This window comes from Rhizobium sp. BK008, assembly GCF_014197345.1.
Taxonomy (GTDB): Bacteria; Pseudomonadota; Alphaproteobacteria; order Rhizobiales; family Rhizobiaceae; genus Rhizobium; species Rhizobium anhuiense.
The window spans coordinates 1,049,714-1,073,735 of sequence record NZ_JACIFK010000001.1 but is presented as its reverse complement, the minus strand read 5'-3'; the positions used below and the strand labels follow the sequence as shown (position 1 = coordinate 1,073,735).

The window sequence follows — 24,022 nt, the reverse complement described above, 5'->3', positions numbered from 1 at the left end:
GGTTTATGCCAGCTCTTCGATTGCCGTCCTCACCGCGTCCTGATCCATCTCGTGCAGGCCGATGACGACGAGGCGCGTCGTGCGCTTTTCGCCTGGAGCCCAGGCGCGGTCGAAATAATGATCGATGCGGCTGCCGACGGCCTGGAGCTGCAGGCGCATCGGCTTGCCGGCGATATCGACGAAGCCCTTGAGGCGCAGCACGTCATGGGTTGATATGATCGCCTTCAGCTTCTCGACGAAGCCGGCGGGATCGGCAACGGGTCCGAGATCGACGACGAAGCTGTCGAACTCGTCGTGGTCGTGCGGCGCGCCGTCTTCATGCTCCAGCTCATGATGCGACTTGCGATTGGCGACATCGTCCTCGGTGCCGATACCAAGGCCGAGCAGGATGCCGGCCGAGACTTCGCCGTTCTTCGCCTCGATGATCGCGGGTTTGCGCACCGTGCGGGAGGCAACCTCGTCGCGCACCCTGATAAGACCTGCCGCGTCGATCAGGTCGGTCTTGTTGAGCACGATGAGATCGGCGCAGGTGAGCTGATCCTCGAACAGCTCCTCGATCGGGCTTTCGTGATCGAGCGATTCATCCTCGGCGCGGCGCGCATCGACGGCATCATGGTCGTCGGCGAACCGGCCGGCGGCAACGGCGGCGCTATCGACCACCGTGATGACGCCGTCGACGGTCACTTGCGTGCGGATATCGGGCCAGTTGAAAGCGGCGACCAGCGGCTGCGGCAGGGCGAGGCCCGAGGTTTCGATGACGATGTGGTCGGGCCGCTGTTCGCGCTCGAGCAGCTTCGTCATCGTCGGAATGAAATCGTCGGCGACAGTGCAGCAGATGCAACCATTGGTGAGTTCGATGATGTCGTCCTCGGTGCAATTCTCCGCGCCGCAGCCCTTCAGCACGTCACCGTCGACACCGAGATCGCCGAATTCGTTGATGATGAGCGCGATCTTCTTGCCGCCGGCATTGGTGAGCAGGTTGCGGATCATCGTGGTCTTGCCGGCGCCGAGGAAGCCGGTGATGACGGTTGCAGGAATTTTCTGCTGGTTCATGAACTTAACCCTTCATTTTCAGCGGCAGGCCTGCCGCGATGAAATAGACTTCGGCGGCCTTCGCCGCGATCGATTGGTGCAGCCGGCCGGCATGATCGCGGAAATCCCGCGCCATGCGATTGTCAGGCACGATGCCGAGGCCGACCTCGTTGGAAACGAAAACGAGCCGCGCCTTCGCGGCGGCCAGGAAATCGGCGAGCGCTGCAAATTCCGCCGCCATGTCGCGCTCCTCCATCATCAGATTGGTGACCCAGAGCGTCAGGCAGTCGATCAGCACGATGCGTCCCTCGCCGTCGATGGCGCCAAGCTTGCCGACGAGATCGAGCGGCTCCTCATGCGTCGTCCAGGACGGACCGCGGTCGGCCTTGTGCTGAGTGATACGCGCCTGCATCTCCTCGTCCCAGGCCCGGCCGGTGGCAAGGTAGTGGCGGTCGAGGCCGGTCGCGGTGACGAGAGCTTCGGCGAAGCGGGATTTGCCGGAGCGCGCGCCGCCGAGGATGAAGATGGTGGTCATGCTCAGACGCTCCTCAGGGAGGGTGCGTAGCCGTGGCTTGTTCCGAGTGCACCTTTTTCGACTGCTGGGGGGACCGAGTATTCGACATAACCGGCCGAAAGCACTCCTCTTGCAGGGCTGCTTGGAGGCGTCGCGAGCGCCGCACCAGGCCGCGCTGAATTCAATCGTTCAGCCAAGACAACCTCCGTGCTGGCAACGGGCGTAGTGCCCAGGTGTGGGCTTCTGGCCCGGCACGTAATGGCAGGTCTCCTGGCTCGCGGTTATCGGCCGCGATCGGGGCAGACCGGAAACCGGTCGCCCTGATCGTGCCGGCGGATCATCCTCGCCTTCCCGGCTGCATTGGTGAAAAGGTGGACGATTCGTAGATTTAGAGGCGTCCGACCCCGGTTGATCACCATGCATCTCCAGTGGCTTTTCCGGCATATCGCCCATCCCGCCCGCTTGCATGATTGCAAGCCGCCGGCCGGAGGGGCTCGGTGCCGGATGGAAGACCTTGACCGCTCTACAGTCGCGGGGTCGGCTGTGATGAAGGCGCCCGGTTTGGGTCCGCCCCTTCACATTCCCTTTTCATCCAGAAGGGCGCAACACCGATCCGGAACCATCCGTTATGTCAGGATGGTCGGGCGACCATCCGTTGAGGGATGGTTAGGCAAGCCGGGGTGTGAAGTCAACCGGCCTTGGCGGCCGGGCAGCTCCCGAGCAGATGGCGCAACCCTATCAACACGACTTACTCTACCTAAAATATCGTCATTTATCAGAGGCTTACGTCATAAATATTTGTCCCGGGCGCCGGCTTTTCGCCGCAATTGCGTCGCAAGCGGACTGCGCGACCATCTCCGCCCTTGACCGGGCCTCTCCCCGCCTAGTTGTCTAGCCATGCTTATGAAATTGGATCGGCGCCGTTTCCGGGCGCTGCGTGTTTTCTTCGATTCGGGCCGCCTGCGGGCGCTGACCCGCCGCAGCGAGGTCGGCCTGTCACTGGCGGGCGCCGTCGTCGGCATCATCTCGGGTCTCGCCGTCACCGGTATGAGCTACGTCTCGAGCGAGCTGCATCAGCTGATCTTCGGCATCGCCGATAGCGAGCGGCTGAGCTCATCCGAGATCGAGAACAAGATGCTGCTGCTCACCGCACCCGTCATCGGCGGCGCCCTGCTCGGCCTGTTGCTCCTGGTGCTGGCGAAACGGCGCAAGAAGCCGATGGTCGACCCGATCGAAGCCAATGCGCTGCATGGCGGCCGTCTATCCTTGACTGACAGCATCATCGTTGCCGTCCAGAACCTGATCTCCAACGGGTTCGGCGCCTCGGTCGGACTGGAGGCCGGCTATACCCAGCTTGCCGCCGGCCTTGCCTCGAAATTCGGCCTGAAGCTGCAGCTTCGCCGCTCCGACCTGCGCATCCTCGTCGGCTGCGGCGCGGCGGGCGCCATCGCCGCCGCCTTCAACGCGCCGCTGACCGGCGCCTTCTATGCCTTCGAGCTGATCATCGGCACCTATACGATCGTGTCGCTGACACCCGTCGTCGTCTCAGCACTCATTTCCACCCTTGTCGCAAGGCTGCTTGCCGATGGTGATTTCACCCTCGATATCGGCAGCTTCGGCTCGGTCGTGCCGGCCGACTATATCCCGGCGCTGCTGCTCGGCGCCTTCTGCGCCGGCATCGGTATCCTGATCATGCAGGGCGTCTCCTTCGTCGAGGAACTGGCGCGCAAGAGTTCGATCGCCCCACCCTTCCGCCCGGCGCTCGGTGGCGTCATCGTCGGGCTCTTGGCGATGATCTCGCCGCAGGTGCTCTCGGCCGGCCACGGCGCGCTGCATCTCAACCTCTCCCGCGAGGTGGCGATCCCGACACTGATCGGTCTCTTCCTGTTGAAATCCCTGGCCTCGGCGATCTCGATCGGCTCCGGCTTCCGGGGCGGCCTGTTCTTCGCCTCGTTGTTCATGGGCGCCCTGCTCGGCAAGCTCTTTGCCTATTGCGGACCCTATTTCGCCGATGCGACGCTGACCCCCGTCATCTATGCCGTGGTCGGCATGAGCTCGCTTGCCGTCGCCGTTATCGGCGGACCGCTGACCATGACGTTCCTGGCGCTCGAAATCACCGGCGATTTCCCGATCACCGCGCTGGTGCTCGCCGCCGTCATCACCTCGTCCCTCGTCGTACGCTCGACCTTCGGCTATTCCTTCGCCACATGGCGTTTCCACCTGCGCGGCGAAAGCATCCGCAGCGCCCACGATGTCGGCTGGATTCGCAACCTGACGGTGGACAAGCTGATGCGCGCCGACGTCAAGACGGCAAAAGCGAGCATCACCCTGGAAGAATTCAAGCAAGTCTTCCCGATCGGCTCGGTCCAGCGCGTCGTCCTCGTCGAGGAGAGCGACAAATATGCGGGCCTCGTGCTGGTGCCGGAGATTTACGCCAATCCGACCGACGCACAGGACGAGGGCAAGACGCTTGCCGATTTCATCCACTACCGCAACGATTTCCTGCAGCCGCAGATGAATGCCAGGCAGGCGGCGGCTATCTTCGACAAGAGCGAAAGCGAAGCGCTCGCCGTCGTCAACAATCTGATCGAACGCAAGGTGATCGGCCAGCTCAGCGAAAGCTATACGCTGCGCCGCTACAGCGAGGAACTCGACCGCCGCCGCCGCGAGGTCTCAGGCGAGATTTAAGCGTCGTCGCGCCGACCGGATCGTCGTTTCAGGATACCATGTCGGCGAGCTTGAACACGTTTACCGCTTTCGAAACCCCGCGCAATTCGAAAGATCCCAGACAGTCGTTGGCGACGGCACAGGTGACGGCGAAGCTTTCCGACATCAGAAGGTGATGTCCGAGCGCGCCGCAGAGTTTTTCAAGCCGCGAAGCCTCGTTGACGGCGCTGCCGATAACCGTGAAATCAAGCCTGCCGCGTGCGCCGATATTTCCGTAGAAGACCTCGCCGAGATGCAGCACGACATCGACGCCGATGTCAGGACCTCCATCATTCCTCCGCTGACCATTCAGCACCTTGTTGGCTTCTAGAATATTCCTTGCGGAAGCCAGTGCGGCCATGCAGGCCTTTTGCGGGTCTTCAGCATCGGTCGGAAAGATCGCCAGCACGCTATCGCCCATGAACTTGAGGATCTCGCCCGAATTTTCCTCGACATGCCAGCCGATCAGCTCGAAATGTTCATTCAGAAACCCGGCGATTTCGCCCGGCTGATAGATCTCGGTCAGCGCCGTGAAGTTTCTCAGGTCAGCAAGCAGGATTGCAGCATTGATCGCCCCTCCCTTTCCCCTCTGAATATCGCCTGCAAGGATGCGTGCACTTGTCTTGGCGCCTGTATAGACGGCAAGGATATCCGATGCGGTTTTCGATGCCGCAATGCGATAACAAGCCAGCCCCAGCGCTGGGAAGAGCTTCGCGACGATCGCCAGTTGATCATCCGAAAATCCGCCCGGCCTATCGCTTGTGAGAGACAGACTGACGCCACGCAGCGCAGCCTCCTTCGGGAATTCCAGCAGGCTGACCAGGTGATCCGTGCCGCCGGCATGCGCGAATTCTGCAAGCTGCGGGTAGTCATTGACACCCTCACCCTTGGCGATGTTCCATCGACCTGATGTTTCGCCGCGGCCCAAAAGAAAATAGATCGGCGTCTTCTCGAAATTCAGCACTGCCGCACTGCCATATTCGGCATTCTCGATAGTGGTCGCACCGCCGCGCACGAAATTGGCCGAGACGCCGCCATACATGGGATGAATAGACGGCATCGAGATGCTTCCCCGCCAGATCGGAAAGCCATCCGCGATCAGCCGATCGCACAATCCGGCTATCAGCTCGCCAATATGCTCAGCTGTGATTCCATGTTCTATAAGCCGCTGAATATGATTGTTAATTTCCGAACCTCCAAATGACCGACGCAGATTATGGTCGGAAATCGGGCAAATGGACGGCGATGACCACCGGGGTTGCCACATCAACCAATAGTCGAGTCAGGCAGATATTTCTAGCCGTGGTCTCCGGCAACGACAATCAGTCATTCGCCTGCCGACGAGGAGCTGTGAGAGTGCCGCAGAAGTGAAAGATGGTGCCGCAGCGCCTACCGATATCTCACATCCTGACTGTCATGCCGCCGTCCACCGTCAGTACGTGGCCGTTGACGAAGGAAGCGGCGGCGCTTGCCAGAAAAAGCGCCGCGCCGGCGATCTCGTCCGGCCGTCCCCAGCGCTGAACCGGTATACGCTGGCGCACAAAGGGCATCAATTCCTCGTTCGCAGCCATCGCCGCGTTCGTCTCGGTGGCAAACCAACCGGGCGCAATTGCGTTGCTGGTGATGCCGTGCGGGCCGAATTCGACCGCCATGCCGCGCATCAGGCCGGTCAATCCCTGCTTGGCTGCCGGATAGACGCAGTCACCGGGCATGACGACATGGCCGCTGATCGAGGTCACCGCGATCAGGCGGCCGTGATTGCGTCGCTTCATCAATACGGCGGCGTCGCGCGAAAGCGTCATGGCCGCCGCCAGGTCGGTGCGAAGCAGCTCGATGATGGCATCATCGTCGAATTCAGCCAGAGGCCGCCTGTCGCGGGCGCCGACATTGTTGATCAAAATGTCGAGACGGCCATGGATCTTGTCAATATCGGCGATCACAGCACGCTGTGCCTCGCGGTCGGCGATATCGAATGCGACGGCCTCCGCCGTGCCACCCGCAGCCCGGATGGTCCTGACGGCCTCTTCCAACGTCGCCGCCGTGCGTCCGTTGACGATGACATGCGCCCCGGCCTCAGCAAGGGCGCGCGCCATCTCGAAGCCCAGACCGCGGCCGCCGCCGGTCACCAGCGCCACCTGACCTGCCAATGAAAATCTATCCAATATGCTCATGGTTTTCGTCGCTCTCAAAGGGTCCGCCGCGACAATTAATGGACTCAGTCAACTAATTTGGCAAGAGCAGAACGGCGACATCCGTGACGCATCCTGGCCTAACCGAGCAGCCCGGCCAGCCAACGCGGATCGAGGTGACGTTCCAAATCTCCGGCGACCTCGTCGAGCGCCTGGTCGACACTCTCGTGGTAGTTCCGCCGCTCGCCCGAGAGCCCAAAGCTTTGAAGCAGCCGGGCGCGGTAGGCGTCGCTGCCGAACAGCCCGTGCAGATAGGTGCCCATGATCCGGCCGTCGGCCGAAAGCGCCCCGTCAGGCGTGCCGTCGATAATCGCCGAAGGCCGGTCGCAATCCGGGCCGCGGGTGATGCCGAGATGGATCTGGTAGCCGGCCAGCGGCGCGTCGTATTCGGTCGAGCGGGCATGGCTGTTGCGCACGGTTTTCTCCGGCGCCATCTCGGTCTCGACGTCGAGAAGCCCAAGCCCCGGTGTCTCCAGCCTCCCGCCCTCGAGCCCAAGCGGATCGCACACCGTCCGGCCGAGCATCTGGTAGCCGCCGCAAATGCCGATCACCCGGCCACCGCGCCTGACATGCGCCTGGAGATCGCGGTCCCAGCCTTGAGCCCTGAAGTCGGCGAGATCCGATATCGTCGATTTCGAGCCGGGAAGGACGACCAGGCCTGCATCGGCAGGCAGCCGTTCGCCTGATCGCACGAAGACCAGTTCGACATCCGGCTCGGTTCTCAGCGGGTCGAGATCGTCGAAATTGGCGATGCGCGGCAGCACCGGCACGGCGATCTTCAGCGCACCAGCCTCGCCCCGCGCCAGACGTTCGAGCACGACCGAATCCTCGGCCGGCAGGCGCGCCGCGCCCGGCAGCCACGGCACCACGCCGAAACACGGCCAGCCGGTGAAGCCTTCGATGGCGCGAATGCCGTCGTCAAACAGCGAGACGTCGCCGCGGAACTTGTTGATGATATAGCCCGCAATCATCGCCCGGTCGCCATCGTCGAGGATCGCATGCGTACCGACCAGCGAGGCGATGACGCCGCCGCGGTCGATATCGCCGACGAGCACGACAGGCACGCCGGCCCGTGTCGCAAAGCCCATATTGGCGATATCACCGGACCTGAGATTGATCTCAGCCGGCGACCCCGCTCCCTCGACGATAACGAGGTCGGCGCCCGCAGCCACTTTTTCGAAACTCTCGAGCACGGCGCCGAGCAGCTGCGGCTTCAGTCGCTGGTAATCGCGCCCCTTCGCCTGTCCGAACACCCTGCCCTGCACGATGATCTGGCTGCCGTTTTCCGATTGCGGCTTGAGCAGCACCGGGTTCATGTGCACCGAGGATGGCGTGCGCGCCGCCAGCGATTGCAGCCACTGCGCCCGGCCGATCTCGCCGCCATCATCGGCGACTGCTGCATTGTTCGACATGTTCTGCGGCTTGAACGGCCGGACGGCCAGACCGCGATTGGCCGCCAGCCGGCAAAGGCCAGCGACCAGCACCGTCTTGCCGACATCCGAGCCGGTTCCCTGCAGCATGATTGCTCTTGCCATGGTGGCTCGCATCCGTCTTCTGTTCAGCGAGGCCTACAATGGACAGCAATCCCGGGTCAAGATTTGGCCCGGGTCAAGCTCCGCCCGCAAACGCGAAAACCGCGCATGGCCTTGGCTCTGCGCGGTTTGCCGAAAACTCAGGCGTCTTCACCCTTACACGGCGAAGCTCGCTTTCTCCGGTACGCACTACCTGAACCAGAGAAGTGGCGGTCATTGCCGCCACGACCCAACTGATAACGGCACATTCTTACCGGAGAGTTATTGAAGGCTTACGCAAATGTTAATTTTGATCTTTTTTGACATCCTCGTCGAAATTTCTGCCGGAGATCCGCCGCCGATCGCGAACAGCGTGCATTTCGCCCGAGGGCGCCATTTTCGGGATGATGTCATAAATTCTTCGAATTCAATCATTTAGTCACGCAACCATGAGCAGAAGACGGTTGATTTCTCCGAGCGAACGCGTAGGCTTCATCCAAATACGCCATTGTTGAACATGGCCTGCGACGAGCTGCCGGAGCCGCAAGGACGGACGGTGCCGATGAACCGGAAAAGCCTGCACGGCATCGCCCGGCAGACATTTTCGCTTCGGGTGCCGGAGAGATTTTTCGGTGGATTTCAGAGCCTGCTGCGCGTCCGCCTGAGAAGAATTCGGGGAATGACGATGAAGACGTTTCTGATTCCGGCCGTCTTTGCCGCGGCTCTTTCCACCGTTGCGCCGGCCGAAGCCGCCGAATGCGGCAGCGTTTCGATCGCCGAAATGAAATGGGCTTCGGCAGGCATTGCCGCAAGCTTCGACAAGATCATCCTGGAAAACGGATATGGCTGCTCCGTCACCATCGTCGACGGCGACACCCTGCCGACCTTCGCCTCGATGAATGAAAAAGGCACCCCCGACATTGCCTCGGAATACTGGATCAATTCGGTGAGGTCCCTGCTCGATCAGGCGGTCAACAGCGGCCGGCTGGTGCAGGGAGCCGAGATCCTGGCCGACGGTGCCGTCGAGGGCTGGTGGATCCCGAAATTCATCGCCGACGCCCACCCCGACATCCGCTCGGTCGAGGACGCGCTGAAACATCCTGAACTGTTTCCCGCCGAGGACGATCCGTCGAAGGGCGCAGTCTACAACTGCCCCGCCGACTGGAGTTGCCAGATATCCACCGCCAACCTGTTTAAGGCGCTTGCCGCCGATAAGAAGGGTTTCGAGCTCGTCGAAACCGGCAGCCCCGAGAGGCTCGACGCCTCGATTGCGCATGCCTTCGAAAACAAGGTCGGCTGGCTAGGCTATTACTGGGCGCCGACTGCCATCCTCGGCAAATACGACATGACGCGCCTGAGCTTCGGTGTCGGCCACAACAAAAACGAATGGGACCGCTGCACCGCCGTTGCCGGCTGCGCCAGACCTGAAGTCAATTCCTACCCGGTCTCACGCGCCTTCACGCTGATGACCAGGTCCTTCGCCAGCCGGGCGGGGCCCGTCGCGACCTATCTCAAGACCCGCAAATGGGACAATGAGACGATCAATCAGGTGCTTGCCTGGCAGGACGAAAACCGCGAAAGCAACGAGGATGCCGCGATCTATTTCCTTCGCAATTACGAGGGTCTGTGGACGAAATGGGTGCCGGCCGATGTAGCCGAGAAGGTCAAGGCAAGTTTATAACGGTAATAACACCATTACCACGGGCGATTCGATGATTCCCTTTCCCGACCGCGATACCGTTGCGGAAAAGCTCGCCGCCCTGTCGGAGGCCGACAAGTCATACCTGGCGCTGCTCATGGAAAACGCTGCCCAGGACGACAATCTGCTCGACGGGCTGCGCCGCCATCTCGATCTTGCCGCCGGATCGCGTTTCCTGAACTCTTTGAAACTCGAAAGTCTTGGGATGTGGCTCGGGACTCAGGCGCCCGGCCGGTTGCAGATCCGGCTGACGGAAACCGCCCGCTCCAGCCAGCATCCCGCCTACCAGGCGTTCCGGACCGGCCTTAGCCGATCCGGCGGGCTGGAAAAGGTTTATCCCCCGGTCAACACTTGATTCCCCGGTCAGCACCTGATCTGGCGATCCCAGCAGCAATCTGAATAGTCGTTACTTCTTCGCGGCGCGGTCGACCGAGCGGCCGGCATCCTGGGTGGCGTTCACGGTGTTTGCCGTATCTTTCCCTATGCCGCGGATCGTGTTGCCGCAGGAGGAAAGGGCAAGAAGAACCATAAAAGCTGCGGCAATTTTGGCCGTTGTCGTCATCTCGGATATCCTTGTTTGAAATCAACCCCGAACGGCGACAAAATGCCGTCCGCGCCAATAACGCGCGACAAACCAAAAGGTTCACTGGCTGAAAGGCCCCTCAGGCGGCGACTGCCTTTGCCCGTTCGGCAAAGGCGCTGCGAATGCTGTCGGCCACCGTCTCGATCGGCCCCGACATCTGTGAGGCGGTCAGCAGACGGATATCGAAGGCGCCAAGTTCCGGCAGACCTTCATTCGGGCCGAGGAGCGCCATGTCCTCGTTGACATAGGAAAGCGGCAGCGGCGCGATGGCAAGATCGGAGAGCACGGCGGCGCGCTGCGCCATGGTATGGCCGCTGAGATAGGCGACGCGATAGGGCCGCTTGTTGCGTTCGAGCTGGGTCAGTGCCTCCTGGCGCCAGATGCAACCGTCCTCCCAGATCGAGATCGGCAGGGGATCGCGGCGATGGGCCGAACCACACCTGGCGCCGGCCCAGACCAGCCTCTCGCGGTAGACCACCTCGCCACCGGTCGGGAACGGCCGCGTCGCACAGTTGATCAACGCCAGGTCGAGCCGTTGCTCCTCCATGCGCTTCTTCAGCCCGATGCTCATGTCGATCGTCACGTCGACCATGATGCCGGGATAGCTCTCGGCGAAACTCTTCAGGATGCTCGGCAGCAGCCGTTCGCCGATATCTTCCGGCGCGCCGAGCCGCACGACGCCGCTGAGCTCCGGCATGATGAAGCGCGACACCGCCTCGTTCGACAGCGCCAGGATGTTGCGGGCGTAGGACAGCAACATCTCGCCGTGGCGCGTCAGGGATACCGAGCGGGCGTCGCGCAAAAATAGCGTCGCACCAAGCTGTTCCTCGAGCTTCTTGATTTGCATCGACACTGCCGATGGCGTGCGGAAGACCGCTTCCGCGGCGGTCGAAAAATTGCCTGTCTCGGCGATGGCCACGAAGGTCCGCAGCACATCGTTGTCAAGCAGCGGAATGGGACGGCGAAAGGGAATGCTCATCGTCACATCTTTCAATTTTTCTGATTTATAACCGCATATCATTTTGTTTGATTGAATGTCAATCGACCGGATATCTTCAGTGTCGGCAGCAATGATGCCAGCAAAGGAGGCCGGACATGACGCAATCAAGCACCTGGAATATCGTACAGGCCCTTTCCGCATTCAAGTCGCAGAGGCGCAGGGATGCAAACCATGAATATGCGATCCGGCAGTTAAAGCGTTTTCCGTCGCATCTGCTGGCGGATTGTCAGCGCGAAATGGAATTGAGCACCCTTGCCTCGGCCGCCGAAGTGGATGATCGACGATCGAACGGCGGTCACATGCCGCCCAGCAGCTTGAAGGCGATCGCCCACATCGTGAAAGCGACGAGCGTTTCCAGCATCCGCCAGGACGAGGGTTTCGAGAAGATCGGCCGCAACCATGTTGCGCCATATCCGAGCGAAAAGAAGAACAGGAAGGAACCCGTCACCGCGCCGGCAGCAAACGAAGTCTGCTGCCCGGGGTAACGTGTCGATATCGTGCCGAGCAGCACGACCGTATCGAGATAGACATGCGGATTGAGCCAGGTGAGCGCGAGGCAGGTCATGAGCGTCTGCCGGAAACTCGCCGTTCTGGCCTCCGCCGCCGTGAGGGTAGCGGACGACCGCAAGGCCGAATAGAGGCTTCTCGCCCCGTACCAAACCAGAAATGCGGCTCCGCCGTAGCGCATGACGGGATCGAGCCAGGGCATGAACCTGGCGATTTGCTGCAGGCTGGTCACCCCAAGCACGATCAGCGCCGCATCTGAGACAGCGCATGCGAGGCAGACGGCAAAGACATGTTCGTTGCGCAAGCCCTGGCGGAGGATGAAGGCGTTCTGCGCGCCGATGGCGACAATCAGGCTGAGGCCCATCATCAGGCCGGTTATATAGATCGAAAAATTCATCGCTTCGGCCAACGCCCCTTAATTCGCTAGGGTTGCGCTACCGCGATTACGAGAATTAGGCTAATTAATCCAACTAACTCCGATTAAGCGAAACTAATCCATGCTCGACTATCCCGCGCTGCGCGCCGTCGCAACCATTGTCCAGACAGGCAGCTTCGAAAGAGCGGCGGCGGTCCTGAACGTGACGCCTTCGGCCGTTTCTCAGCGCGTGAAACAGCTGGAAGAGCGTCTCGGCGCCGTTCTCATCGTCAGAGGCACGCCGTGCACGGCGACGGAAAAGGGGGAATGGCTCTGTCGCCATGTGGAGAATGTCGGCATGCTCGAAGCCGAACTCTTCGGGCAGCTGCCGGCTCTCGTCGATCCCGACGAGCCCAGCCAAAGGGTCACGCTTCAAATCGCCACGAATGCTGACAGCCTCGGGACATGGTTCGTCGAGGCCATGTCGAATTTCGCCAAAAGCTCTTCCTATCTGCTGAACATCGCCGTCGACGATCAGGATCATACCGCCGAATGGCTGCAGCGCGGGCGGGTGATCGCCGCCGTCACCAGCCTGGAAAAGCCGGTTCGCGGATGCCGGCGTTTTGCCCTTGGGTTTCTGCGCTACCACGCCACGGCAACCCCCGAATTCGTCGCGCGCCACTTTCCGCAGGGCGTGACATCGGAGGCGATACGCAACGCTCCGGCGCTGACCTTCAATCAGAAGGACAGGCTCCAAAGCAGCTGGATCAGGCGAACGTTCGGACGCGATCTCGATTATCCCACCCACTGGCTGCCGTCGCCGCAGAGCTTCGTCGAGGCGAGTCTTTCGGGCATGTGCTGGGGAATGAACCCGACCCAGCTGACCCACGAGCATCTCGCATCCGGACGGCTGGTCGAACTGGTGCCCGACACGCCCCTCGATGTCCCGCTCTACTGGCAGATAAACCGCCTCGCCGCCGACCGCTTGGCGGATCTGACGCGTGAAGTCGTCACGGTGGCCAAGCGCCGTCTTTGATGCATCACTTAAAGATACAGCAGGACCGAGTGCGCTTTGTCAGAGGTAAGCCGTGCGGCTGCCGAACTCGCTGGTCTCGTCAAAATTCTTCGTGCCGATGCGCTCGCTTTCGCCGGAGAATTCTCCAGAAGGTTCATCGGTGGGCTTCGATGCGGCAGACGACTGAGATTGGCTGCTTTCGCTCGCTTCGAGCTTGGCGATCTTGGCTTCCAGCGTATCTATGGATTTTTGGATCGTGGCCTTCTCTTGCTCGTCCTGCGTCTGCTCCAGGTCTGCCTTCTTTTCGGCAAGCTGGGCCTCGAGAGTGGCAAGCTGATCCGACGAACTCGAAGTCGAGGTTGAAGCGACGGAACTCAAAATTGTGGATGCGGAACTGGAAATTGCGCTGACCATGAGCATGACCTTCGATGATGGAATGTCACCGTTCTAGCCAGGGAGAGTAAAGGTTCGATAAATAAAGTACCGAATAGTACCAAAATAAATATCGCGCTCTTATGCGATGGCGATGATCTCCAATTCCTGGCCGCCCGCCTCCGCCGCATCGCCGACAGCCTTGCCCATCAAAAGCCGCGCCACCGGCGAGACGTAGGAAATCGATCCGGCCTTGGGATCGGCTTCATCCTCCCCGACGATCCGATAGGTCTGCACGCGCCCGTCATCACGGCGGAAAGTTACCGTGGTGCCGAAGGCGACGGCGTCGATTGACGTAGGGTTAGGCATGATCTGGGCGGTGCGAAGTCTTGCCGCTAAGTAGCGAAGATCACGCAAGGGATTGGCCGTCTGCCGCCGCCGCTCGTTCACGTCTTCGATCGTGCTCGCAGCATCATAAGCTTCGCGGGCCTGCTGGAATTGCAGCTCCAAAGCCTTCAGCCCCGCCTCCGTGACAAGGTTGGGGTGCGGCGAAATCGGACGGTCGGGCAGCAGGGTTTCCGAAGCGGTTTCGAAACTCTCTTCCTTGGTGAAGGCGACGGCCAATCTCGAACTCCGTTTTAGGCGCAGTGCGCGCGCTTTATCGCTGGCGGGGCGAATGCCCCATCTGTTTGTCGGCACCCTACATACACCGACTGCAGACGAACCGCCAATCTTGGCTCATCAGCCGCCACTAGCTTGGGGGTGCCGTGCTCTGTTCGTTTCGTTTGGCCGGACGAGCGATGGCCGCACCGGCGTGACGTTCGAGCTGCGATGGATGGCGAAAGACCATGACGCATCCGCCCGAGAGATCGTGAATGCCCTGTCAAAGGCGCACGACGTCGCGGATTTCTCGATGCAGTCGACGACGAACTAAACCTCGCATTCCCTCATTTGGAGACGTGCTCGGGTTTGCCCTTCCTCTTGGTTGAGGCGAACTCCTCCAGCTGTTTTTCGGTCATGGATTCGACCATCTGTTTCGAGGCGCCTTTGAGTTCGCTCTTCGGCGTCTCGCCACGCTTGGCCGAGAGTGCGGCGCCTGCCGCCTTCTGCTGGGCCTTGGATTTGGCTGGCATATCGATCTCCTCTTGCTCAAACGAGCGACCGCCGGTTCAAAGCTTCCGGAGTTCTTCAGGCTTGTGTGCGGCGCGTTTTCCCGACTTGTCGCTCTCGACGATATATTGCGGTTCGGCCTTCGATGCCTTCACCCTGTGGCCTTTGATCTTCGTCGGACCGCTCTGCTTTTTGACCACCCTGCCCTCGGTCTTTCCCTGGCTGGTATTCCAGCTTACCTCGTCGCCCTTCTTCAATTGCTTCGGCATGGCGGCTCCTGTTTCAAAGAGGCTGCGGCCCGCAAGCCGCAGCCGATGGGCTCTCAGTTGATGGTGGCCCATTGCATCCGGACATCCCTGGCGTTCTTCGACAGATGGACGTGTGCATCGACGTGATCGACCCAATCGATCGGGATCAGGTGGTGCTTGCCGTCTTCCGAATCGAGCTTCGTCAGCTTGATGCGTGTCGGGCCGTCGAGGTGATCGACTGTGCCGACATGGGTGCCGTCGGCAGCCCGCACTTCCATATGCTCACGGATCTGATCTGCGGAAATCATCGTTTCCTCCTTTGCATCATTGTCAGGTACGAAGCGGCAACGAGGTGGAGCAAACTTGGTTCCCAACACGCGGGACCGTCGTTCAATCAGAAGTCACGTCCCAATTGTCACCCGGGTTGAAGGTCCTGACGCCAGCAGCTATTTTTTCGGTCTCCCGGCCGAGATCGGCCTGGTAGACCGTGCCGTTCGCGTTCACGACGAATGTGTGCACGCCGGTTTCGCCATATCGGATCGGCCAGGCGATAAGGGCGAATCCTGCGATCATGTTGCCGTTGATCACATAGTCGAACTCTCCGCCCGCGATGTTCGGTCCCTGGCTGTCGATGATCCTGTAGCGATAGCCGTAATAACCTTCGCCGGCCTTGGCCTTATCAAGTGCGGCATTGTCTTCGAGAGCGTTGCCCGCCGGGCTATCCCCCTCGCCCAGATCAGGCGACCAATAAAGACCGTCGGTTTTGCCGTCGCTGCTGATCAGTTTCTGGGCATATTCGAGAACGCCGTCGTCGTCGTGGTCGGCTGAAGAATATTCCTTTTGGGCGTCGACATAGGCCTGCATCGTGTCGATGGTCTGCAGTTCGTTCTCGCCGACGCGACGATTGATGATCTCCTCGAACCCGGCATAGGTGTCGAAGCCCCATTTGCCATCGTCGCCCTTCACGATCGGAAATGGCAAAGGCCATAACTTGTCGCCGATCTCGATGATCTTGCGGTCATCGACGTCGTTCACGACGATCTTCTTCTTCGTGCCGTCCCGGATTTGGGCATAGGTGTCCATCACCCCTTCGCCTGCCTTCGCTTTCGCTGCATCGATACCCAGCAGCGCCGCGAACTTGTCGAAATCGTCGGCCGCCAAGACCGCCTTGAAAGCGTCGACGGCCTGTTCCGGCGTCTCGAATACCGGCGGATCGCTCTGCGAAGCGAAGCTCGAGATGACACTCGCATCGGATGGCTCTGCTGCAGATGTCGGGACCGGATTGGTGGCGAGAGCCGCAAGAGCGAACACAGAACCCAGAAGCATGTTTCTGACTGACTTTGTCATGACTTTCCTCCTTCTTTCGGTCACCGACGACCGCCGCCGCGGCCACCGCCGTGCATTGCTCTACCGCCGCCACGATTGCCACCGGCCATGGCCTGTCTGCCGCGGTTGGACTGCATCTGGGCGCGCCTGCCACTGTCGACCTGACCGAGGGCCGACGGCTTTCTGGGCCGGCTGTCGACCCGGGCCGCAGGCTTCGGCTTTGCGACCGGGCGTTTGGCGTTGGGCGCTGGTCTGGCGTTTTCGGCAGCCCTGTTCGGCGTCCTTGCCTCAGGCCTGCGGTTTTGCGCAGCCTGCGCTCCCTTCCCGCCCCCAAGAGCCGCTCCGGTATTGCCTGCCTTGTTGCGGCCGGCATTTACCCTGTCCGCATCGATCTTGCTCTTGCGGACATCGTTGACACTGACTTTGCCTGGCTTGTCGCGGACCGTGTTCGCACGGTCGTTGCCTCTTGCTCCGACCCTGTTGTTGGTGTTCGCCCCGATACTGGTCCGGAAAGAGCTACGGTCGATCTTGTTGAACTGCGCGCCATCGAAACCGATCTTGCTGCGGTCGACATTCTTCCAGTCGACGTCGTTGATATTCACCTTGCCGTTGATGTTGTTCAAACAGTTGTTGCAGTCGATATCGACGTTGCCGTTCCAGCGCCCGCCCCATACGCCCCAGCGGTTCCAGTCGACGGCGGCGGCCCACACCGCTCCCGTCACCACGCCCGCGAAAAAGGTGGCGGTCGGATAGTAGTAGTTCGGATACGGCTCGGAATAGTAGCCGATAGGCTCGGCCACATAGTTCGGTTCATACAGCATCTCCGGCGCGTATTGCGGAACGTAGATCTTCTCAGGACTGGCGGAGACGATCACCACGTTATCGTTCTCCTGGCTGACCTTGATCTTGTCGTCGGTCTTGATGATGCCATCGGCGACCGCTTTGTCGCGCAGTTGCTGTATGGCGATCAGAACGTCTTTCTGCTGGTAGGAGAGCGCCTCTCCGAGAGACTGCGTCCAGTCCAGATCCTCGCTCATCATCGTGACGATCTGGGGGTAGTTCAGCAGCGATACGATGCTGCCATCCCAGGTCGTCTTCGGCTTGAGCTTGGGCTGCTTCTTCAAGGTTTCGAGGAACCGGGCTGCTTCCACGACCTGGAGTGGATAGAGCGAGGCCGACGTGACGAGCGCAACCAGTTCGTCCGGATAGAGCGCGATCCGCGCCACCAGGATTTCCAGTTCGTCCTCGCTCAGCGGCGCCGGCGCGTCGTCTTCCGCCGCGACGGGACTGGAAGCGGCCGGCTCCTGAGCGGCAGCGGTCAGAGTCAGATGTGGCGAAAACGGGAACCCTGCAAAAGGCAGGAATAGGCCCGTGGCGAGTAACAATGCGTGAGGTCTAGCCATCTCAAATCCTCCTTGCGGTCAGACATGGTGTGTAGGCTGTCGACTATTGTATCTTCGCTCGCGCCGCATACTCCTCCGAGTGGGGGAGGATTGATAGCTAAACATCGGCCAAGCCGTCTTTTGCTTCAAATTTATAGCAAAAACAGCTCCAGGCGTAGTCGCGGGACTGATCTCGGACGTATGTTACAGTAACACACTTACAAAAGCGGAGTTCAGCGCGCAGGCTAACTCGACCGCGTACAGGATCTCCCCTCTGCCTTTTGCGGGAGTGTAGATGGGCCGCCATACCTGCCTCTCCTTCAGTTCAGCCGATTGATCACGAAGTCATGGTCACGGACCACTGCCTCCTTTGCAGGCGATATGGCATGCCAATTATCAGTGACCGTGAGGACGCGTGATGAATGCTGAATCCCAGCGCCTCCGCGAGGCGCGAGACGGAAAAGCCGACTGGAAGAAATGGGGCCCCTACCTGTCCGAACGGCAGTGGGGAACCGTTCGCGAGGACTACAGCGAGGGTGGCGATGCATGGGACTACTTCAGCCACGACCAGGCCCGGTCGCGCGCCTATCGCTGGGGCGAGGACGGTCTGGCGGGTATCAGCGACAGCAAGCAGCGGCTGTGTTTTGCGCTTGCCCTCTGGAACGGACAGGATCCCATTCTGAAGGAGCGGCTGTTTGGCCTTACCAACAGTGAGGGCAATCACGGCGAGGATGTGAAGGAGTACTACTTCTACCTGGATTCAACGCCGACCCACTCGTACATGAAGTATCTCTATAAATATCCTCAAGCCGCCTACCCCTACGACGACCTGGTGAAGACCAATAGCCGGCGTGGGAAAGACGAACTCGAATACGAGCTGATCGACACCGGCGTGTTCGACGCTGATCGCTACTTCGACGTCTTCGTCGAATATGCCAAGGCAGCGCCAGAGGACATTCTTGTCGAGATCACCATTGCCAATCGCGGGCCGGAAGCAGCCACCCTGCACGTGCTGCCGACACTATGGTTCAGGAATAAATGGTCCTGGGGTGGAGAGGATGACAAGCCAACGCTGGAACGTGTGGAGCGGGATGACGCTCCGGCTGTGATCGCGGCCAAAGCCGCCCCTGGGCAGCCGGCAGAAGCGGATGAGACACGATATCTCTATTGCGACGGCTCGCCGGCACTGCTGTTCACCGAGAATGAGACGAACACGCAACGTCTGTTTGGCGTTCCGAGCGCTACCCCCTTCGTCAAGGACGGGATCGACAGCTTCGTCCTGCACGCTCGCGCGGACGCCGTGAACCCGCGGCAGATCGGAACCAAGGCCTCGGCCCATTACGTCGTCATCGTGGATGCAGGGCAATCCCGGACGTTGCGGCTGCGGCTCTGCGACGTGCCGCCGGGTGCAGGATCCAAGAATGTCCGGCCAATGTTCGATCGTTCGTTCGACGACGCGATGCAGGCGCGTCGGTGCGAAGCCGACGAGTTCTACGCTTCGATCACGCCGCCATCGATGACGGCCGACGCCGCCAATGTCATGCGTCAGGCTCTGGCAGGCATGATGTGGGGCAAGCAGTTCTATCTGTATGACGTGAACAAATGGCTGGACGAACACGGCGTCGATCCGTTCAATCCGAAGCGCCGGGTCGAACAGCGCAACGTCGGCTGGCATCATATGTACAATGCCGACATCATCTCTATGCCGGACAAGTGGGAATACCCCTGGTATGCGGCCTGGGATTTGGCATTCCAGGTGATCGCGCTGACGATGGTCGATCCCGACTTCGGCAAGGATCAGATCGATCTGATGCTGCGCGAAGCCTATATGCATCCGAACGGGCAGATACCGGCCTACGAGTGGAACTTCGGCGACGTCAACCCGCCTGTTCACGCCTGGGCGACGATTTTCACCTACCGTCTGGAGCAGGCGCGGTCAGGCGAAGGCGACGTCGCCTGGCTTCAGAGATCCTTCCAGAAACTGCTTTTGAACTTCACCTGGTGGGTCAACCGCAAGGACCGATCCGGCAAGAATGTCTTCGAAGGCGGCTTCCTCGGGTTGGACAACATCGGGGTGTTCGACCGCAGCGCGCCGTTGCCGACCGGAGGTTACCTCGAGCAGGCAGACGGCACCGCATGGATGGCTCTCTACTGTCAGAACATGATGGAGATAGCGACCGAACTGGCTCTCAAGGGTGCCGGCGGCGAAGAGATGGTGCTGAAGTTCACGCAGCATTTCCTATGGATAGCGTCGGCGATGATCCACGCAGGCGACGAAGTCGGAATGTGGGACGAGGAAGACGGCTTCTTCTACGACGTCCTCCGCCTGCCGGACGGGCAGGCCCAGCGTCTCAAGGTGCGCTCGATGGTCGGCCTGCTGCCGCTTTGCGCCGCCACCGCATTCGAGGGCGACCTCTACCAACGGTATCCCGAGGTCGTCAGGCAGATGAAACATTTTTTCGATGCGCGCCCCGAATTGATCGCCTTCATCCATGACCCGCGCAAGCCCGGCCACGCCGATCGCCGGCTCGCTTCGATACTGGACGAGAGCAAGCTTCGTTGCGTGTTGTCGACGATGCTCGACGAAAACGAATTCCTCAGCCCCTACGGCATCAGGGCACTGTCGCGTTACCACGATGAGCACCCCTACATCTTCCAGGTCGGCGATCACGAGCACCGCGTAGCCTATCTCCCGGCGGAATCGGACAGCGGCATGTTTGGCGGAAACTCGAATTGGCGCGGCCCGATATGGATACCGATGAACGGTCTGATCATCCGGGCGCTGCTGCAATACTACAGCTACTACGGCAACGATTTCACCGTTGAATGTCCCACGGGTTCCGGCCGTCGCATGAACCTCTATCAGGTCGCCGAGGAACTGACCCAGCGCTTGTCGGCCATCTTCCTGCGAGGAAGCGACGGCAAACGACCCGTGTTCGGCGGGCAAGCTAGGTTCCAGGACGATCAGTACTGGCGCGACTGCCTGCAGTTCTACGAATATTTTCACGGCGACAACGGCGCCGGTCTTGGCGCGAACCACCAGACGGGCTGGACCGGGTTCATCGCTCGGGCGATGCATCTGTTCGCCTCGGGTTCCGCCGAGGCGTGGCTTGAACGCGCCAGGACCTCCTAGAGCAATTTCAGCAAAATGCGCAGCGGTTCGAAGAAAAACGGAAATGCTCTAGGCGCAAATGCTCGGCGACGCCGATCGAATTCACGCCGGACGGCTCGGCTCCGGCAAATGAGGAGTGGTCATCATGGAAAGCTACTACGAGAACCAGCAGTTGCCTCAGCCGGTGATTCCAACCCTGCCACCGGTCCATCTGCTGAAGGGGCAGACTGCCCTCGTCACCGGGGCCAATTCCGGGATCGGTCGCGGGATCGCCCTCGCTCTCGGCAAGGCCGGAGCGAACGTGGTCGTCAACTACGTCACCGCACCAGAGGACGCCGCGCGGGTCGTCGACGAGATCCAGCAGGGTGGCGTACGCGCGCTTGCGGTCGCGGCCGACGTCTCTGACGAGGCGCAGGTCGAGGCGATGTTCGCGACCGCCGTCGAGGAGTTCGGCACGGTCGACGCATTCGTCAACAACGCCGGACTTCAGAGGGATGCCCCTTTTCATGAGATGACGAGCACCCAATGGGACATGGTCATGAACGTCAACCTCAAGGGCGCGTTTTTATGTTCGCGCGCGGCCGTACGGGAGTTTCTCCGGCGGGGCGTACGGCCTGATGTTTCCGTGGCAGCCGGCAAGATCGTATTCATCAGCTCGGTCCACGAAGTCATTCCCTGGGCTGGACACGTGAACTATGCGGCGTCGAAAGGCGGACTGATGCTCCTTATGAAAAGCCTGGCCCAGGAGGTCGCCGAAAAGCGCATCCGCGTCAACAGCATCGCCCCCGGCGCCATTCGCACGCCAATCAATACCAGCGCCTGGCAAACCTCGGAAGCCTACTCTGAGCTGATGAAGCTCATCCCGTACAAGCGCATCGGCGAGGCGGAAGAGATCGGCCGGACGGCGGTGTGGCTTGCGTCTGATTTCACCGATTACATCGTCGGATCGACGATCTACGTCGACGGCGGAATGACGCTCTACCCCGGTTTTGAGACCGGCGGCTAATGCATGTCGCCCAAAAGTGCGCAGCGGTTTTGGGATAACGAACTGCATAATCAAAGACTTAAAGCGCGTCGCATGAATCCGATTTGACGCGACGCGCTTTAACGTTTCAAGGCGCTGCCGAAGCGAAGTGTGTCATGCCGATATCCTTTTCGCGTTGCTCGTTCGCGGCCACAGGATGGCGGCAAACAGCAGCGCGTAGAGCAAGGCCGCCGCGACATAGACGATGCGGGTGGCGAAGGATTCTGCAGCACTCCCCGGCAGAGGCGAGACCCCGAGGCCGAACAGGATCAGGAAGGTCGTCAGAGCGCCGGCAAATACCGGCGCGTCCTTTGACCGGGCGGCTGCGCGCCCTCCGAGCAGGAGGACGACGACGAGAACGATGAGGAAGATCGAGAGCAGATTAGGGCGCAGCGACAGCGCGGCATAGGCGACGGAGGCGAGCACGCCACCGAACAGATTGACGAGCACGAGCCCCATCGCTGCCCGCCCGCTCGCGCCAACGTCGAGCTGTCCGAGCAGCGACGCCACTGTTATCGGAATGACCGCCGCAGCCGTCAGGTTGTCGCTCGTCAGGCAGATCACAACGGAGCCCAAGAGGATGACCGTGTTTGCCAGCGCCCGAAGCAAGGCCGGCGGCCGCTCGTCGATCGGCGCCGCCTCGACCTCCTGGGAGAACGGCTCGGGAAAGACCGCATGGGCCAGCCACATCAGAACCGCGCCCGACAACACCCCGGCGACCAGGATGGACAGGATGGAATTGGCGAGCTCCTTGTTCAGGATGCCGAGCAGAGGCACGATGATCGAAACGACGAGCACGAGAAAGACGGCCGGTCCTCCCTTTCCCGTCGACTGTGCGGCGAAGCACGCAAAATAAGTTAGCCCCAGGATCAGAAGGAACGGCGCCGGACGGTCGCCGAGCACGTTGGTCAGTACCATCATCGCCATCCCGGCGATCAGGATGACCATCGCCGCGCCGACGGTCTTGCCGAGCGGCATGGGCCGCGAATTGCCGAGCAGAAACTGGGCGGCAAAGAGCGGACCGAGGAACGGCACGATGGCCCCGGCATAGACTGCCAACGTGAAGCCGATGGAGACCGCGAACGCAACCCGAAGCCCCTTGCGTTTCTGCTGCTCGACCGCGGGGCTCCTCTCAGCGGACATAGGTCAGCACCGACATGATGCGGATCCAGAGCGATCCCCAGGCATTGGTGACCGGGTTGTCGCCCGTGTAGATGACGACGGTCGCCTGCGAGCCGTAGCGCACGCCGCCCTTGGGCCGCTGCGCCTCCTCGATGATGAGCCGGACTGGAAACCGCTGCGGCTCCTGGACCCAGCCGCTATCGCTACGGATCGTCGGCAATCCGGTGTTCGGGTCCGTGCTGCCCTGCGATACGCCGAAACCAACGCTCTCGACTTGCGCCGGAAACACCCGACCGGGAAGCGCGTCGAAAAGGACTTCCGCCCGATTGCCGACTGCTACATTCTCGAGGCTGTTCTCCTTGAAGGCGGCGGTGATCCAGATCGTGCCAGTATCGATGAAGGTCATGGCTGCCTGTCCAGCCGACACGACCTTACCGGTTGTAAGTTGGAGGTTGGTCACGACCCCGGCCGAGGGTGCCTGAACGGTGGCCCGCACCAGATCGAGTCGTGCCTTTTCGAGCGCTGCCAGAGCCGCCCGCAGCTGCGGATTGTCATTTCCGCTCGGCCCGAGCTGCTCCTTGGCCTTGGCCAGTTCGGCCTCAGCACCGGTGACGGCCGCCTCTGACTGACCGAAAGCCGATTTGGTTGAATCAGCCCGCGCTTTGGAATACACGCCCCTCTTTTGCAGCTCTTCGGCGCGCGCAGATTGTTCACGAAGATTGTCCCGATCGACCTGGGCCGTTACGAGCTTTGCCTGCGCCGCATCGACAGCAGCCGTTGACGCGCCCATCGACTGGCCGACACTTGCAAGGCTCGCCTCGGCCTCACTGACCGCGAGCTCGTAGCGCTCGGGATCGATGCGAAAGAGGACCTGATCGGCCTCGACCCTCGAGTTGTCGACGACGCCCACTTCAACCACCCGGCCGGTGACTTCGGGCGCGATGCCGACGATATAGGCTTGGACCTGAGCCTGCGAGGTCGATGGCGTCCGCCGCTCCATGAAGATGGAGAGGATGAACAGGACGAGCGCCAGCAGGACGACGATCAGCGCTATCCTGCGGAGGGGATTCCGGGGCGTTGGGGAAATGGCAGGCTCGTCCAAGTTTTCGGAAACCACGGCAATATCCTTCGGAGGCGTTTCGTTTCGTGGAAGCGCAAAGTTTCAGCGCCGGACGTTTGTGGCGATGGTCGTTGCCGGGCGATGGAACGCAAGTA

At 61.0% G+C, this 24,022-nt stretch carries 23 protein-coding genes, 1 pseudogene and 1 riboswitch; of the genes and pseudogenes, 7 read left to right on the top strand and 17 right to left on the bottom strand.

Going from position 1 to position 24,022, the window contains the following annotated elements:
• Nucleotides 1-3: 3 nt before the first annotated feature.
• Nucleotides 4-1,053 carry a cobalamin biosynthesis protein CobW gene (cobW, locus tag FHT69_RS05185; RefSeq protein WP_183905037.1) on the bottom strand — a complete coding sequence of 350 codons (1,050 nt, stop codon included), beginning with the start codon at nucleotides 1,051-1,053 and terminating at the stop codon, nucleotides 4-6.
• 4 nt (nucleotides 1,054-1,057) lie between these two features.
• Entirely contained in the window at nucleotides 1,058-1,567 is a 510-nt protein-coding gene (gene cobU / locus FHT69_RS05180) for a bifunctional adenosylcobinamide kinase/adenosylcobinamide-phosphate guanylyltransferase (protein ID WP_028756558.1), read from the bottom strand.
• Nucleotides 1,568-1,788: 221 nt separating this feature from the next.
• A riboswitch (cobalamin riboswitch) is annotated at nucleotides 1,789-2,185 on the bottom strand.
• Between the two features lie 258 nt (nucleotides 2,186-2,443).
• On the opposite strand from cobU, the gene FHT69_RS05175 reads away from it, so the two are divergent.
• The gene (locus FHT69_RS05175) at nucleotides 2,444-4,234 is read left to right on the top strand and encodes a chloride channel protein (RefSeq protein WP_183905036.1); all 1,791 of its coding nucleotides are present in this window, start codon (nucleotides 2,444-2,446) and stop codon (nucleotides 4,232-4,234) included.
• Nucleotides 4,235-4,262: 28 nt separating this feature from the next.
• On the opposite strand, the gene FHT69_RS05170 is transcribed toward FHT69_RS05175, so the two are convergent.
• The 3 genes from FHT69_RS05170 to FHT69_RS05160 form a co-directional block, all read right to left on the bottom strand.
• Nucleotides 4,263-5,519 carry an adenylate/guanylate cyclase domain-containing protein gene (locus tag FHT69_RS05170; RefSeq protein ID WP_183905035.1) on the bottom strand — a complete coding sequence of 419 codons (1,257 nt, stop codon included), beginning with the start codon at nucleotides 5,517-5,519 and terminating at the stop codon, nucleotides 4,263-4,265.
• Between the two features lie 133 nt (nucleotides 5,520-5,652).
• A complete protein-coding gene (locus FHT69_RS05165) occupies nucleotides 5,653-6,423 on the bottom strand; it encodes an SDR family oxidoreductase (RefSeq protein ID WP_183905034.1) in 771 nt (256 codons plus the stop codon).
• A 98-nt stretch (nucleotides 6,424-6,521) separates the two neighbouring features.
• Nucleotides 6,522-7,976 carry a cobyric acid synthase gene (locus tag FHT69_RS05160; protein ID WP_183905033.1) on the bottom strand — a complete coding sequence of 485 codons (1,455 nt, stop codon included), beginning with the start codon at nucleotides 7,974-7,976 and terminating at the stop codon, nucleotides 6,522-6,524.
• A gap of 655 nt (nucleotides 7,977-8,631) precedes the next feature.
• Here FHT69_RS05160 and FHT69_RS05155 point away from each other — a divergent pair.
• On the top strand, nucleotides 8,632-9,633 hold the full coding sequence (locus tag FHT69_RS05155) for a glycine betaine ABC transporter substrate-binding protein (protein ID WP_174824477.1): 1,002 nt from the start codon (nucleotides 8,632-8,634) through the stop codon (nucleotides 9,631-9,633).
• A gap of 31 nt (nucleotides 9,634-9,664) precedes the next feature.
• Nucleotides 9,665-10,006 (top strand): hypothetical protein, encoded by a 342-nt coding sequence (locus FHT69_RS05150; RefSeq protein WP_063475079.1) that lies wholly within the window; start codon nucleotides 9,665-9,667, stop codon nucleotides 10,004-10,006.
• A gap of 51 nt (nucleotides 10,007-10,057) precedes the next feature.
• Here FHT69_RS05150 and FHT69_RS05145 read toward each other — a convergent pair whose 3' ends face one another.
• The 3 genes from FHT69_RS05145 to FHT69_RS05135 form a co-directional block, all read right to left on the bottom strand.
• A complete protein-coding gene (locus tag FHT69_RS05145; RefSeq protein WP_003560194.1) occupies nucleotides 10,058-10,213 on the bottom strand; it encodes a hypothetical protein in 156 nt (51 codons plus the stop codon).
• Nucleotides 10,214-10,313: 100 nt separating this feature from the next.
• On the bottom strand, nucleotides 10,314-11,255 hold the full coding sequence (locus FHT69_RS05140; RefSeq protein WP_028756551.1) for a LysR family transcriptional regulator: 942 nt from the start codon (nucleotides 11,253-11,255) through the stop codon (nucleotides 10,314-10,316).
• A 274-nt stretch (nucleotides 11,256-11,529) separates the two neighbouring features.
• A complete protein-coding gene (locus FHT69_RS05135) occupies nucleotides 11,530-12,138 on the bottom strand; it encodes a LysE/ArgO family amino acid transporter (RefSeq protein ID WP_132572077.1) in 609 nt (202 codons plus the stop codon).
• A gap of 100 nt (nucleotides 12,139-12,238) precedes the next feature.
• On the opposite strand from FHT69_RS05135, the gene FHT69_RS05130 reads away from it, so the two are divergent.
• Nucleotides 12,239-13,132 (top strand): LysR family transcriptional regulator ArgP, encoded by an 894-nt coding sequence (locus FHT69_RS05130; protein WP_028756549.1) that lies wholly within the window; start codon nucleotides 12,239-12,241, stop codon nucleotides 13,130-13,132.
• Nucleotides 13,133-13,171: 39 nt separating this feature from the next.
• Here the strand turns inward: FHT69_RS05130 and FHT69_RS05125 are convergent, their stop codons facing one another.
• Complete coding sequence (locus tag FHT69_RS05125) at nucleotides 13,172-13,531, bottom strand: FlxA-like family protein (RefSeq protein ID WP_183905032.1); 360 nt, start codon at nucleotides 13,529-13,531, stop codon at nucleotides 13,172-13,174.
• Nucleotides 13,532-13,624: 93 nt separating this feature from the next.
• Nucleotides 13,625-14,107 (bottom strand): transcription elongation factor GreA, encoded by a 483-nt coding sequence (gene greA / locus FHT69_RS05120; RefSeq protein ID WP_028756547.1) that lies wholly within the window; start codon nucleotides 14,105-14,107, stop codon nucleotides 13,625-13,627.
• A gap of 139 nt (nucleotides 14,108-14,246) precedes the next feature.
• Here greA and FHT69_RS34085 point away from each other — a divergent pair.
• Nucleotides 14,247-14,417 (top strand): annotated as a pseudogene (locus tag FHT69_RS34085) (MgtC/SapB family protein); the annotation flags it as partial.
• A 13-nt stretch (nucleotides 14,418-14,430) separates the two neighbouring features.
• Here the strand turns inward: FHT69_RS34085 and FHT69_RS05115 are convergent.
• From FHT69_RS05115 to FHT69_RS05095, 5 genes are all read right to left on the bottom strand, one after another.
• Nucleotides 14,431-14,616: a DUF3008 family protein gene (locus tag FHT69_RS05115; RefSeq protein WP_183905031.1), complete on the bottom strand. Its 186-nt coding sequence runs from the start codon at nucleotides 14,614-14,616 to the stop codon at nucleotides 14,431-14,433.
• 36 nt (nucleotides 14,617-14,652) lie between these two features.
• Complete coding sequence (locus FHT69_RS05110) at nucleotides 14,653-14,862, bottom strand: DUF2945 domain-containing protein (RefSeq protein ID WP_183905030.1); 210 nt, start codon at nucleotides 14,860-14,862, stop codon at nucleotides 14,653-14,655.
• Between the two features lie 53 nt (nucleotides 14,863-14,915).
• Nucleotides 14,916-15,149, bottom strand: a complete 234-nt coding sequence (locus FHT69_RS05105) for a DUF2171 domain-containing protein (protein WP_183905029.1) — start codon at nucleotides 15,147-15,149, stop codon at nucleotides 14,916-14,918.
• 82 nt (nucleotides 15,150-15,231) lie between these two features.
• On the bottom strand, nucleotides 15,232-16,188 hold the full coding sequence (locus FHT69_RS05100; protein WP_183905028.1) for a DUF2950 domain-containing protein: 957 nt from the start codon (nucleotides 16,186-16,188) through the stop codon (nucleotides 15,232-15,234).
• Nucleotides 16,189-16,208: 20 nt separating this feature from the next.
• Nucleotides 16,209-17,570, bottom strand: coding sequence for a DUF3300 domain-containing protein (locus FHT69_RS05095; RefSeq protein WP_183905027.1), 1,362 nt, complete (start codon nucleotides 17,568-17,570; stop codon nucleotides 16,209-16,211).
• Between the two features lie 397 nt (nucleotides 17,571-17,967).
• Between FHT69_RS05095 and FHT69_RS05090 the strand changes: the two genes are divergently transcribed.
• Complete coding sequence (locus tag FHT69_RS05090; RefSeq protein ID WP_183905026.1) at nucleotides 17,968-20,682, top strand: MGH1-like glycoside hydrolase domain-containing protein; 2,715 nt, start codon at nucleotides 17,968-17,970, stop codon at nucleotides 20,680-20,682.
• Nucleotides 20,683-20,806: 124 nt separating this feature from the next.
• The gene (locus FHT69_RS05085; RefSeq protein ID WP_183905025.1) at nucleotides 20,807-21,667 is read left to right on the top strand and encodes an SDR family oxidoreductase; all 861 of its coding nucleotides are present in this window, start codon (nucleotides 20,807-20,809) and stop codon (nucleotides 21,665-21,667) included.
• 132 nt (nucleotides 21,668-21,799) lie between these two features.
• Here the strand turns inward: FHT69_RS05085 and FHT69_RS05080 are convergent, their stop codons facing one another.
• Both FHT69_RS05080 and FHT69_RS05075 read right to left on the bottom strand, forming a co-directional pair.
• Nucleotides 21,800-22,828: a DUF2955 domain-containing protein gene (locus tag FHT69_RS05080; RefSeq protein WP_183905024.1), complete on the bottom strand. Its 1,029-nt coding sequence runs from the start codon at nucleotides 22,826-22,828 to the stop codon at nucleotides 21,800-21,802.
• The gene (locus FHT69_RS05075; protein ID WP_183905023.1) at nucleotides 22,818-23,924 is read right to left on the bottom strand and encodes an HlyD family secretion protein; all 1,107 of its coding nucleotides are present in this window, start codon (nucleotides 23,922-23,924) and stop codon (nucleotides 22,818-22,820) included. Before FHT69_RS05075 ends, FHT69_RS05080 begins: the two co-directional genes overlap by 11 nt.
• Nucleotides 23,925-24,022 lie beyond the last annotated feature (98 nt).

Bases quoted from the DNA above. Each gene is read 5' to 3' on its own strand.
- FHT69_RS05140 (WP_028756551.1), bottom strand. From the start codon at position 11,255: ATGATATGCGGTTATAAATCAGAAAAATTGAAAGATGTGACGATGAGC.
- cobU (WP_028756558.1), bottom strand. From the start codon at position 1,567: ATGACCACCATCTTCATCCTCGGCGGCGCGCGCTCCGGCAAATCCCGC.
- FHT69_RS05125 (WP_183905032.1), bottom strand. From the start codon at position 13,531: ATGCTCATGGTCAGCGCAATTTCCAGTTCCGCATCCACAATTTTGAGT.
- FHT69_RS05085 (WP_183905025.1), top strand. From the start codon at position 20,807: ATGGAAAGCTACTACGAGAACCAGCAGTTGCCTCAGCCGGTGATTCCA.
- cobW (WP_183905037.1), bottom strand. From the start codon at position 1,053: ATGAACCAGCAGAAAATTCCTGCAACCGTCATCACCGGCTTCCTCGGC.
- FHT69_RS05165 (WP_183905034.1), bottom strand. From the start codon at position 6,423: ATGAGCATATTGGATAGATTTTCATTGGCAGGTCAGGTGGCGCTGGTG.
- FHT69_RS05095 (WP_183905027.1), bottom strand. From the start codon at position 17,570: ATGGCTAGACCTCACGCATTGTTACTCGCCACGGGCCTATTCCTGCCT.
- FHT69_RS05145 (WP_003560194.1), bottom strand. From the start codon at position 10,213: ATGACGACAACGGCCAAAATTGCCGCAGCTTTTATGGTTCTTCTTGCC.
- FHT69_RS05105 (WP_183905029.1), bottom strand. From the start codon at position 15,149: ATGATTTCCGCAGATCAGATCCGTGAGCATATGGAAGTGCGGGCTGCC.
- FHT69_RS05080 (WP_183905024.1), bottom strand. From the start codon at position 22,828: ATGTCCGCTGAGAGGAGCCCCGCGGTCGAGCAGCAGAAACGCAAGGGG.
- FHT69_RS05100 (WP_183905028.1), bottom strand. From the start codon at position 16,188: ATGACAAAGTCAGTCAGAAACATGCTTCTGGGTTCTGTGTTCGCTCTT.
- FHT69_RS05150 (WP_063475079.1), top strand. From the start codon at position 9,665: ATGATTCCCTTTCCCGACCGCGATACCGTTGCGGAAAAGCTCGCCGCC.
- FHT69_RS05160 (WP_183905033.1), bottom strand. From the start codon at position 7,976: ATGGCAAGAGCAATCATGCTGCAGGGAACCGGCTCGGATGTCGGCAAG.
- FHT69_RS05110 (WP_183905030.1), bottom strand. From the start codon at position 14,862: ATGCCGAAGCAATTGAAGAAGGGCGACGAGGTAAGCTGGAATACCAGC.
- FHT69_RS05130 (WP_028756549.1), top strand. From the start codon at position 12,239: ATGCTCGACTATCCCGCGCTGCGCGCCGTCGCAACCATTGTCCAGACA.
- FHT69_RS05170 (WP_183905035.1), bottom strand. From the start codon at position 5,519: ATGTGGCAACCCCGGTGGTCATCGCCGTCCATTTGCCCGATTTCCGAC.
- FHT69_RS05090 (WP_183905026.1), top strand. From the start codon at position 17,968: ATGAATGCTGAATCCCAGCGCCTCCGCGAGGCGCGAGACGGAAAAGCC.
- FHT69_RS05115 (WP_183905031.1), bottom strand. From the start codon at position 14,616: ATGCCAGCCAAATCCAAGGCCCAGCAGAAGGCGGCAGGCGCCGCACTC.
- FHT69_RS05135 (WP_132572077.1), bottom strand. From the start codon at position 12,138: ATGAATTTTTCGATCTATATAACCGGCCTGATGATGGGCCTCAGCCTG.
- FHT69_RS05155 (WP_174824477.1), top strand. From the start codon at position 8,632: ATGACGATGAAGACGTTTCTGATTCCGGCCGTCTTTGCCGCGGCTCTT.
- FHT69_RS05175 (WP_183905036.1), top strand. From the start codon at position 2,444: ATGCTTATGAAATTGGATCGGCGCCGTTTCCGGGCGCTGCGTGTTTTC.